Consider the following 11,057-nt stretch of genomic DNA (forward strand, 5'->3'; position numbering starts at 1 on the left):
GGTGGATTCGGCGCGGATCGCGGCGCGCAAGGCGCTCGATGCCGCCAAGGAACTGAAGCTGGCGGAGCCGTTGACGAAAGGTTCGGTCGTTGCGTCCGATGCGTTCTTTCCATTTGCCGACGGGATGCTGGCCTGCATCGAGGCCGGCGCCACCGCGGTGATCCAGCCCGGCGGCTCCGTGCGCGACGACGAGGTCATCAAGGCGGCCGACGAGCATGGCGTCGCCATGGTGATGACCGGCGTCAGGCATTTCAGGCATTAACCGGCGCGGTCAGTCTCGCACCCGCGCGAGCAAAGCCAAGCCGGCAACGAAAAACAGCACCAGCACCGCCATGCCGGCCTTCTGGCTCGCGGTGACCGCAGTGATCGCGCCGATCAACAACGGCCCGACGAACGACGTCACCTTTCCGGTCAGCGCGAACAATCCAAAATATTGCGCGATGCGGTCCTTCGGCGCCAATCGTATCAGCAGCGTGCGCGACGCGGCCTGCAGCGGGCCGCCGGCGGCGCCGATCAGGCAGCCCAGCACCAGATAGGCGCGCTCGGCGGCGCTCGCGAACAGCGCACCGCCGGGTGAAGGCGGCGTGACGTGCATGAACAGGACAGTTTCCTTGTCCACCAAAAGGATGGCCACGATCGCAAACAGCAGGATCGTCATGCTGCCCGCGATCACCCGCTTCGGGCCGAGCTTGTCGTCGAGCTTGCCGCCGAGCCAGGCGCCGAAGGTGCCGGCGATGGCGAGAATGATTCCGAAGGTGCCGATCTGGATCGTGTTCCAGCCAAAAGTGCCGGCGGCGTAGATGCCGCCGAAGGCGAACAGCGACACCAGGCCGTCGGTGTAGATCATGTTGGCGAGCAGAAACGCGGCAAGCGATTTCTGCCTCGGCAATTCGGCGAGCGTGTGCTTCAGCTCGCCCCATCCCTCGCGTATCGCTTCGCGCAACGGCCGCCTGGCAGGATAATCCGGCGTCAGCAGGAACATCGGCAGTGCAAAGATAATGAACCAGATGCCGGTCAGCGGACCCGTGATGCGGTCGCCCTGATGGGCGACGGGATCGAGACCGAACAGCGGCGCAAAGCCGAACAGTGTGCGCCTCGTCTCCGGGCTGGCGGCAAGAAAGCCGAGCACCAGGATCAGGCTCAAAATGCCGCCGACATAGCCGGTGGCCCAGCCCGTGCCCGACAAGCGGCCGATCTGGTTCGGCGGCACCAGGGTGGGCATCATCGAATTGTTGAAGACGATCGCGAATTCGACACCGACGATGGCGATCCCGTAGGCCATAAGCAGCGGCAGAATGACGCTGCTATCCCCGGGCTTGCCGAACCACATCAGCGAGGCACCGATCACAAGCAATGCGCCGAACGCCGCGATCCACGGCTTGCGGCGGCCGCCGGCATCGGCGATTGCGCCCAACACCGGCGACAGCAGCGCGATCAGCAAGCCCGCCGCGGCGGTGGCGAAACCCCACAAGGATTGCCCGCTCGCGGGATTCGCAGCGATGTGGGTGGCGAAGTAGGGCGCGAACACGAAAGTGGTGATCAGCGTGAAAAATGGTTCTGCGGCCCAGGCGAAGAAAATCCAGCTGATGACGGCGGCGCGTGGGGGATATTTCTCTTGTATGTCGGCTACAGCTGCGTTCGAAGTAATCACCGCCATGCCCGAAAATATCCTTATCCTCACGAGGAGGCGTTTTGCTCTTGGCACACGAAACCGTATAGGATTCGCAGGCATGACGACTTCACGAATTCGCTGGTGCCAGATTGGCCTCAACCCGGGCGGAAGTTTGATGTCTCTATTCAGGGCCGCTTGGCACAAGGTAGTTCCAGCCATTGTGCTTGCGGTCGCGTTCTGGCTTCCCGCCGCCGCGCAGGATCGCGGCCGCGGCGCCTACACGCCTGCCGCGGCGGATACCATCCGCGGCGTTTTCGCCGAACACGGCGTGGTGGTGGCGCAGGAGAAGATCGCGGCGCGGATCGGCGCCGATGTGCTCAGGCGCGGCGGCAACGCGGTCGATGCGGCTGTCGCCACCGGTTTTGCGATGGCCGTGACCTATCCGCGCGCCGGCAATATCGGCGGCGGCGGCTTCATGGTGATTCACTCGGCGGAGCGCCACGAAGACATCGCGATCGATTATCGCGAAACCGCGCCGGGTGCGACCAGGCCGGACATTTTTCTCGGAGCCGACGGCAAGCCTGACAACGCAAAATCGCGCGATTCGGCGCTCGGCATCGGCGTGCCCGGCACGGTCGCAGGGCTCGCGCTGGCGCTGGAGAAATACGGCTCCGGCCAATTCACGCTGGCAGAACTGCTGAAACCTTCGATCGAATTGGCGCGCGACGGGATCGCGCTGGCCGACGACATGGCCGACACCTTGCCCGCGATCCACCGGCGGATGGCGCGCTGGCCGTCATCGCTGAAAATCTTTTCCCGCGCCGACGGCACGTCGCTGCAGGAGGGAGACCGGCTGGTCCAGGCCGATCTGGCGGCGACGCTTTCCTTGATCGCCGAACAGGGACGCCGCGGATTTTACGAGGGCCCTGTCGCGGAAAAAATCGCCAGCGCGGTGCGCGACGCCGGCGGCATCATGACGTCGGACGACCTGAAATCCTATTCCGCGGTCATTCGCGCGCCGGTGAAAGGTAACTACCGCGGCTATGACATCGTCTCGATGCCGCTGCCCTCGTCCGGCGGCGTGGTGCTGCTGGAGATGCTCAACATCCTCGAGGGATTTCCGCTTGGCGAGATGAAGCAGGGCTCGGCGCAACAGCTTCATCTGATGATCGAGGCGATGAAGCGCGCCTACGCCGACCGTGCGCGCTATCTCGGCGACCCCGCCTTTGTCACGGCGCCGGTGGTAACGCTGATGTCGAAGGAGTATGCGGCCAGGCAGCGCGCCAGCATCGATCTCGACCATGCCACACCGTGGACCGATGTGATGTCGGCAACGCCGCCGCGCGAAGGCAGCAACACCACGCATTATTCGGTGGTCGACAGCCGGGGCAACGCGGTCAGCAACACCTATACGCTGAATTTCCCCTACGGCGTCGGCCTGGTCGCCGAAGGCACCGGCGTGCTGCTCAACAACGAACTCGACGATTTCACCGCCGCGCCCGGCGCCTCCAACGCGTTCGGCCTGGTGGGATTCGAGGCCAATCTGCCGGGGCCGGGCAAGCGGCCGCTGTCGTCGATGTCGCCGACCATCGTGCTCAAGGACGGCAAGCCGGTGCTGGTGACGGGCACGCCCGGCGGCAGTCGCATCATCTCCACCGTGCTGCAGGTGATCGTCGACGTGCTGGACTATCACATGGACGTCGCCGCCGCGGTCGCCGCTCCCCGGCTGCACCATCAATGGCTGCCCGACGAGGTGAGAATCGAGCGCGGATTTGCCGAGGAGACGCTGACCGAACTGAGGGCCAAGGGGCATCAGCTGGTCGAGCCGATGGGCCAGACCTCGGCCAATTCGATCGCCGTGACCGAACATGGATTGCTCGGCGCCCCCGATCCGCGTACCCGTGGCGCCGAGGCCGCGGGGCAATAGAGCTGTTGCGGACAGCGACGATTGCTTGATAACAGCGTCCGGGATCATCGTGCATCAGAAAAGCCCCGCGCAAGCCGGTCGCGGGGACGAGCAAAGGCCGGCCAGAAACTTCAAGGGCGGACGTCCAACATGAGCACCGTCGAACCATCGGGCGCGATCGAAACCGCCCCCATCGAAGACACCAGCCTGCTGGCGTTTTACCGCGACATGAACCTGCCGGAGCGGCGGACGTTCTGGGCCTGCGCCGCGGGCTGGGCGCTCGACGGCATGGATTTCATGATCTATCCGCTGGTGATCGGCACCATCATCGCGCTGTGGAAGGTCGATCCGGGCACCGCCGGTCTTGCCGGCACCGTAACGCTGCTGGCGTCGGCGATCGGCGGCTGGCTCGGCGGCTATCTCGCCGACCGCATCGGCCGGGTCAAAACCCTGCAGTTGACGATTCTGTGGTTCTCGGTGTTCTCGCTGATCTGCGCCTTTGTGCAGAATTTCGATCAGCTGCTGATCGCCCGCGCGCTGCTCGGCCTGGGCTTTGGCGGCGAATGGGCCGCGGGCGCCGTGCTGATGGGCGAGGCGATCCGCCCGCAATATCGGGGACGCGCGGTCGGCTCGGTGCAGTCCGGTTGGGCGGTGGGCTGGGGCCTTGCGGTGCTGTCGCAGGCGATCCTGTTCTCCTATTTGCCGCCCGAAATCGCCTGGCGCTGGATGTTCGCCATCGGCGCGCTGCCGGCGCTTTTGGTGTTCTTCCTGCGCCGCTATGTCGAGGAGCCGGCGATTGCGGCCGCAACCCTTGCCAGGCAGAATGCGAGCGGCGAACGGCCCTCGCTTTGGGAAATATTCCATGGCCCGATTCTGAAGACCACGTTACTGGCGTCGTTGATGTCGACGGGATGCCAGGGCGGCTATTACGCCATCACCTTCTGGGTGCCGCGCTTTCTGACCACCGAACGCAAGCTCTCGATCGTGTCGTCCACCGGCTATCTGGCGGCGCTGATCATCGGCTCGTTCGTCGGCTATCTGGTCGGCGCCTGGCTTGCCGACCGCATCGGGCGGCGCAACCTGTTCCTGATCTTCTCGCTCGGCGCGATCGCCATCATCCTGCTCTACACGCAATTGCCGCTGACCAATGAGGTACTGTGGCTGCTCGGCTTCCCGCTCGGCTTTTTCGCGTCGGGTTATTTCTCCGGCGTGGGCGCGTTCCTCACCGAACTCTATCCGACGCGGCTGCGCGGTTCGGGCCAGGGTTTTTGCTACAATTTCGGCCGCGGCATCGGCGCGCTGTTCCCGTTCCTGGTCGGCGCGCTTTCGACCGAAACCTCGCTCGGCAATGCGATCGCGATCTTCGCGGTGCTGGCCTATGGCGTGTTCTTCCTCGCCGCCTTCGCGCTGCCGGAAACCCGCGGCCGGATCTTGCATGCGGACGTGTAGTTTGGATCCGCTGATGGAGTTGATCTGATGACATCACTCAAGGGCAAGACGCTATTCGTCTCCGGCGGCAGCCGCGGCATCGGGCTTGCGATCGCGCTGCGGGCGGCGCGTGACGGCGCCAACGTCGCACTCGCCGCGAAGACCGCCGAGCCTCATCCGAAGCTCAAGGGCACCATCTACACCGCGGCCGACGAGGTCCGCGCCGCCGGCGGCAAGGCGCTGCCGATCCTGTGCGACATCCGCGACGAGGCCCAGGTGATCGCGGCGATCGACCGGACGGTGGCCGAGTTCGGCGGCATCGACATCTGCGTCAACAACGCCAGCGCCATCAGCCTGACCGACTCGCAGATGACGGACATGAAGCGGTTCGACCTGATGATGGGTATCAACACCCGCGGCACCTTCATGGTGTCGAAATACTGCATTCCGCATCTGAAGAAATCTGCGAATCCGCATATCCTGATGCTGTCGCCGCCGCTCGACATCAAGGCCAAATGGTTCGAGCATTCCACGGCCTACAGCATCGCGAAATACGGCATGAGCCTCTGCGTGCTGGGGCTTGCGGCCGAGCAGAAGGCCGCAGGGATCGCCGTCAACGCGCTGTGGCCGCGCACCACCATCGCCACCGCAGCCGTCGGCAATCTGCTCGGCGGCGACGCCATGATGCGCGCCAGCCGCACGCCGGAGATCATGGGCGACGCGGCCCATGCCATCTTCACAAAACCGTCGCGCGAATTCACCGGACAATTCTGTATCGACGACAAGGTGCTCTATGCGGCCGGCGTGCGCGATTTCGAGCCTTATCGCGTCGATCCGAAGGTCGCGCTGATGTCGGATTTCTTCGTGCCCGACGACGACGTGCCGCCGCCCGGCGTCGCCGTGCAGGCGCTGCCGTCCGTGGGCGGGGTACAGAAGGCGCGCTAGAAAGCTTTCGCGGCATCGTCGGGAGAGGGCTGTGGGGTGGCGGAAAGCGATCGCGGCGGCGCTGGTTGTCGTGGCCGTGGCGGTTGCGCTCGGCGTGGTCTACCGCCCCGACCGCGCCATCCGGGTGGCGACCGGTGTGGTCGCCCACAATGTCTGCTCGGAGGCTTTTGTCTCCGGGTTCGATCCGCAAACGGTGTTTTCGGAAACCATGGACCAGGCCGGATTGCGCCGCTTGCGCTGGGGCCTGAAATACCACCTCGATCGGTCAGCCCAGACCGTCGATACCTCGTGGGTCGGGCTGTTCGGCAGCCACGCCGCGTTTCGGGAGGGGCTCGGCTGCGTGCTCGTGCACGGGACAAAAGAACCTTACCTCCTCCGCACCGATTTTGCCGCGTTGAAGACGCCGAAGACGCCGCCGCTACTGGGAGAAATTGCGCCTCCGACGGTCGTCGAACCCACCGATCCCAGGTTGAAGGCGGCGCTCGACCACGCCTTCGAGGAACCGCCGTCGCCGCCGTTCCGCCGCACCAAGGCGGTCGTCGTGGTGCATGACGGCCGCGTGATCGCCGAGCGCTATGCGGACGGCGTCGGCGTCGACACGCCGCTGCTCGGCTTTTCCATGACCAAGTCGGTGATCAACGCGCTGCTCGGCATCCTGACCGTGCAAGGCGTCGTCACCCCGTCATTTCCCGCGCCGATTCCGGAGTGGCGCGCGGCATCCGATCCGCGCCGCGAGATCGAGGTCGAGCATCTGATGCGGATGACCACGGGGCTCGCGCTCGATGAGACCAATTCCGGTTTCGATCCCTCGGATCAGATGGTCTATTTGCATGACGACATGGCCGGATTCGCAGTGAAGGCTCCCCTGATCGCGCCACCGGGAACGCGCTGGCACTATTCCAGTGCGACCACGGAGATATTGGCGAAAATAATCCGCGACGCGGTCGGCGGCCCCGAACAGACACTGGCGTTCGCGTGGCGCGAATTGTTCAATCCGCTGGGGATGCGCAACGTGACGCTGGAATTCGACGGCGCCGGCACGCTGCAGGGAACGACCTACATGCTGGCGAGCGCGCGCGATTGGGCGCGGTTCGGGCTGCTCTATCTGAATGACGGCGTGGTCGGCGGCCGGCGCATCCTGCAGGACGAGTGGGTGGACTTTTCCGCCGCCGCCACGCTCGATACCGATTACGGCGCGGGTTTCTGGACCAATCGCAGCGAGCACGAATATGCCAGGGGCCGTGTCCGGCTCGGGATTCCGCGCGATGCGTTCTATGCCTCCGGCAATCTGGGCCAGCGCGTCCTGATCATTCCCTCGCAGCATATGGTGGTGGTGCGGCTCGGCGATAGCGTCGATCCGACGGGCGATATCGGAGGTTTCGGGCGGCTGGTGAAGGAAGTGATCGCGGCGGTGCAGTGAAGCGAGCCACCGAGAATCTTCTCCCTCTCCCGCTTGCGGGGGAGGGCCGGGGTGGGGGTGCCTCAGCAATACGCACCGATCAAGGGGATAGACCTTCCCCCACCCGCCGCGCTCTGACGAGCGCGTCGACCTCCCCCGCAAGCGGGGGAGGTAAGAGTCCTACCTTCCCACCTGATACGGCCCGCCTTTTTCCAGCGCGCGCTGGTAGGCCGGGCGGGCGTGGATGCGTTCCAGGAACGCCATCGCCTTGGGGTGACCCTCTTCGAGCCCGGCGCGCGCGGCGGCCGCCTCCAGTGGAAAGCTCATCTGGATGTCGGCGGCGGTGAACTCGTCGCCGGCGAACCACTGGCTCCTGCCGAGTTCGCTCTCCCAGTACGCCATGTGCTGCTTGAGCTGCGGGGTGACCAACGTGGTCAGCGCCTGGTTCGAAACCTTGCGCACCAGGGGACGCAGCAGCGCAGGCGCGCGTTTCGGCATCAGCGTGAACAAGAGTTTCAACAATAGCGGCGGCATCGCCGAACCCTCGGCGTAATGCAGCCAATAGGTGTAGCGCAGCCGCTCGGGCGTCCTCAGTGGCGGGATCAGGCGGCCCTCGCCATAGGTATCGACGAGGTATTCGGCAATCGCGCCCGATTCGGCGATGGCATTGCCGTTTTCGGTGATGACGGGCGATTTCCCGAGCGGGTGGACCGCGCGCAATTCCGCCGGCGCGCGCATGTCCGGCTGCCGCTGATAGCGCACGATCTCGTAGGGCACGCCGAGTTCTTCCAAGAGCCACAGCACACGCTGGGATCGGGAATTGTTCAGATGGTGGACGATCAGCATGGCGTTTCCCCGGTTCGCGCATTGGAGGCGAACCCTCGTAGCAGCGAAAGCGGGGGTTGGCGATTGGTTGCCTTGCCATTATTGCGCCCCGGGCAATATAGACACGGTAATTTATCCGGGTATCCGGCCGGGCGACATCCGCGGCCACATCGTCAAGCTCGCCTTCGGCGATCGCGCCGACGGTTGATCCCGCAAACGTGAACCGCTAGGCTAGATGGAATGATATGGATCATATAAGAAACACCATATGCCATCAGGGAGACCGCCCGTGAGCTCATCCGCCCCGCAATTCATGTTCGATTTCGGCAGCCCCAACGCCTTTCTCAGCCACGAGGCGATTCCGGCGATCGAAGCGCGCACGGGGGTGAAGTTCGAATATGTGCCGATCCTGCTCGGCGGCATCTTCAAGGCCACCAACAACAAGTCGCCGGCCGAGACGCTGGCCGGCATCAAGAACAAGCGCGAGTTCCACGCGCTGGAGACCGAGCGCTTCGTCAGGCGCTTCCAGGTCCAGCCCTACGTCTGGAATCCGTTCTTTCCCGTCAACACCCTCAACCTGATGCGCGCCGCCGTCGCCGCCCAATTGGAGGGCGTATTCGAGAAATATGTCGACGCCGCGTTCCACCACATGTGGATCGAGCCGAAAAAGATGGATGATCCCGAGGTGGCGGTGAAAGCGTTGACGGCGTCCGGCCTCGATGGCGCAAAGCTGCTGACCCGGTCCCAGGAAGCCGACGTCAAGGCAAAGCTGATCGAGAACACCCAAAACGCGGTCGAGCGCGGCGCGTTCGGCTCGCCGACCTTCTTCGTCGGCAAGGAAATGTTTTTTGGCAAGGAGCAGTTGCGCGAGGTCGAGGAGATGGTCTCGGGTAAGTGATCTAAATGCCGTCATTGCGAGGAGCTCTTGCGACGAAGCAATCCATTCTCTCTTGCTGTTGCACGATGGATTGCTTCGCTGCGCTCGCAATGACGGGTGATGGAGCATAAAAATGCAAAAACGCAACGCCACCTGCGCCGTGATCGGCGCCGGCGATTATATCGGCACCGAGATCGCGAAGAAATTCGCCGCCGAGGGATTTACCGTCTTCGCCGGCCGGCGCAACGGCGAAAAGCTCGAGCCGCTGGTGAAGGAAGTCGAGGCCGCCGGCGGTTCCATCGTCGGGCGCTCGCTGGACGCGCGCAAGGAGGACGAGATCGCCTCCTTCCTCAACGCCGCCGACCAGCATGCGCCGCTGGAAGTCTGCATCTTCAATGTCGGCGCCAACGTCAACTTCCCGATCCTGGAGACCACCGACCGCGTGTTCCGGAAGGTCTGGGAAATGGCCTGCTGGGCCGGCTTCCTGGCGGGCCGCGAATCGGCGCGGCTGATGCTGCCGCGCGGTCAGGGCAGCATCTTCTTCACCGGCGCCACCGCGTCCTTGCGCGGCGGCAGCGGTTATGCCGCGTTCGCCAGCGCCAAATTCGGCCTGCGCGCGGTGGCGCAATCGATGGCGCGCGAATTGGGGCCGAAGAACATCCATGTCGCGCATCTGATCATCGATTCCGGCGTGGATACCGCCTGGGTGCGCGAGCGACGCGAAAAGCTCTGGGGCAAGGAAGCGCTGGACAATCCCGATCTCCTGATGCCCCCGGCCTCGGTCGCGGCCTCCTACTGGCAACTCTATCAGCAGCCGCGCAGCGCCTGGACCTTCGAGCTGGAAATTCGACCGTTCGGGGAGAAGTGGTAGACGCCTCATTCCTCTCGTCATGGCCGGGCTTGACCCGGCCATCCACGTCTTCATTGCTGCCATCCAAAGAAAGACGTGGATGCCCGGCACAAGGCCGGGCATGACGGTGAAAACAACCGGAGTCAAAAAATGCGTATTCTCGTGGTCGGGGCGGGCGCCATCGGCGGATATTTCGGCGGCAGGCTGCTCGAGGCCGGGGCCGATGTGACGTTTCTGGTCCGCCCGCGGCGTGCCACCGAACTGGCCAGCGCCGGCCTCGTCATCAAAAGCCCCAACGGCGACGTCACCCTGAAAAATCCGCCGGCGGTACAGGCCGACAAGCTCACCGAAAAATTCGACGTCGTGTTCCTGAGTTGCAAGGCGTTCGACCTCGAGGATGCGATCAAATCCTTTGCACCGGCGGTGGGGCCAGAGACCGCGATCATCCCGATGCTCAACGGCATGCGGCATCTCGATATCCTCGACGCCAGATTCGGCCGCGAGCGCGTGCTCGGCGGTCTCTGCGCGATCGTGGTGACGCTCAACGACAAGCGCGAGGTGGTTCAGCTGCAGCCGCAGCAGTCGCTCGCCTTCGGCGAACGCGACGGCAAGATGTCGGACCGGGTCCGCGCCATCGCGAAGGTTTTCGCGAGCATATCCGGCGCGGTTGCGAGCGAGCACATCATTCAGGACATGTGGGAGAAATGGGTGTTCCTGGCGTCGGTGGCGGGTGCAACCTGCCTGATGCGCGGCCCGATCGGGTCGATCCTGGCAGCCCCGGGCGGCAAGGATTTCCTGCTGGGCATCCTCGACGAATGCAGCGCCGTTGCTGCCGCCGAGGGCCATCCGCCCCGCGCGCCATCGCTAACGCGTACCCGCGGCATGTTGACCGCGGAGGGATCGCCGATCACGGCATCGATGTTCCGCGACATCAAGGCCGGCGCGCGGGTCGAAGCCGATCACGTGATCGGCGACCTGATCGCGCGCGGCGACAAAGCGAAGGTCCCGGTGCCGAAATTGCGCACCGCGTATACGCATTTGAAAGTGTATGAACAGCTGCGGGGGTGATCCTCGCTTACCCTCCCCTGGAGGGCAGGGGAATCGCATATGGGTTTTCACCGGCTATTGCATTGGAAGGCAAGACGGATTCTGAAGATGACTCCCGGATTATGGAGGGGGTCGAATGCGGAAGTTCAAGAAGGCCTTTGGGCGGTT

General features: G+C 64.4%; 9 protein-coding genes and 1 pseudogene. 8 read left to right on the forward strand and 2 right to left on the reverse strand.

Translation table 11 applies throughout. The features are described 5' to 3' along the window. Positions 1-262 (forward strand): annotated as a pseudogene (gene purH, locus VK804_RS31510) (bifunctional phosphoribosylaminoimidazolecarboxamide formyltransferase/IMP cyclohydrolase); the annotation flags it as partial. Positions 263-271: 9 nt separating this feature from the next. Here purH and VK804_RS31515 read toward each other — a convergent pair. After that, on the reverse strand, positions 272-1,657 hold the full coding sequence (locus tag VK804_RS31515) for an MFS transporter (protein WP_325752201.1): 1,386 nt from the start codon (positions 1,655-1,657) through the stop codon (positions 272-274). A 130-nt stretch (positions 1,658-1,787) separates the two neighbouring features. Here VK804_RS31515 and ggt point away from each other — a divergent pair, with 130 nt between their 5' ends. The 4 genes from ggt to VK804_RS31535 all read left to right on the forward strand — a co-directional run bounded on the left by ggt (position 1,788) and on the right by VK804_RS31535 (position 7,311). Next, positions 1,788-3,539: a gamma-glutamyltransferase gene (ggt, locus tag VK804_RS31520; protein WP_325752202.1), complete on the forward strand. Its 1,752-nt coding sequence runs from the start codon at positions 1,788-1,790 to the stop codon at positions 3,537-3,539. Between the two features lie 129 nt (positions 3,540-3,668). Beyond that, positions 3,669-4,967 carry an MFS transporter gene (locus VK804_RS31525; protein WP_325752203.1) on the forward strand — a complete coding sequence of 433 codons (1,299 nt, stop codon included), beginning with the start codon at positions 3,669-3,671 and terminating at the stop codon, positions 4,965-4,967. Positions 4,968-4,994: 27 nt separating this feature from the next. Next, positions 4,995-5,891 carry an NAD(P)-dependent oxidoreductase gene (locus VK804_RS31530; RefSeq protein ID WP_325752204.1) on the forward strand — a complete coding sequence of 299 codons (897 nt, stop codon included), beginning with the start codon at positions 4,995-4,997 and terminating at the stop codon, positions 5,889-5,891. Positions 5,892-5,922: 31 nt separating this feature from the next. After that, positions 5,923-7,311, forward strand: a complete 1,389-nt coding sequence (locus VK804_RS31535; RefSeq protein WP_325752205.1) for a serine hydrolase — start codon at positions 5,923-5,925, stop codon at positions 7,309-7,311. A gap of 159 nt (positions 7,312-7,470) precedes the next feature. On the opposite strand, the gene VK804_RS31540 is transcribed toward VK804_RS31535, so the two are convergent. Then, on the reverse strand, positions 7,471-8,136 hold the full coding sequence (locus tag VK804_RS31540; RefSeq protein ID WP_325752206.1) for a glutathione S-transferase: 666 nt from the start codon (positions 8,134-8,136) through the stop codon (positions 7,471-7,473). 268 nt (positions 8,137-8,404) lie between these two features. On the opposite strand from VK804_RS31540, the gene VK804_RS31545 reads away from it, so the two are divergent. The 3 genes from VK804_RS31545 (at position 8,405) to panE (ending at position 10,910) form a co-directional block, all read left to right on the forward strand. Then, positions 8,405-9,013 carry a 2-hydroxychromene-2-carboxylate isomerase gene (locus tag VK804_RS31545; protein WP_325752207.1) on the forward strand — a complete coding sequence of 203 codons (609 nt, stop codon included), beginning with the start codon at positions 8,405-8,407 and terminating at the stop codon, positions 9,011-9,013. Between the two features lie 112 nt (positions 9,014-9,125). Then, entirely contained in the window at positions 9,126-9,863 is a 738-nt protein-coding gene (locus VK804_RS31550) for an SDR family oxidoreductase (protein ID WP_325752208.1), read from the forward strand. 129 nt (positions 9,864-9,992) lie between these two features. After that, on the forward strand, positions 9,993-10,910 hold the full coding sequence (panE, locus tag VK804_RS31555; protein WP_325752209.1) for a 2-dehydropantoate 2-reductase: 918 nt from the start codon (positions 9,993-9,995) through the stop codon (positions 10,908-10,910). The last annotated feature ends 147 nt before the right edge of the window (positions 10,911-11,057 follow it).

Origin of the sequence: Bradyrhizobium sp., from assembly GCF_035484855.1 — a bacterium.
GTDB lineage: Bacteria > Pseudomonadota > Alphaproteobacteria > Rhizobiales > Xanthobacteraceae > Bradyrhizobium.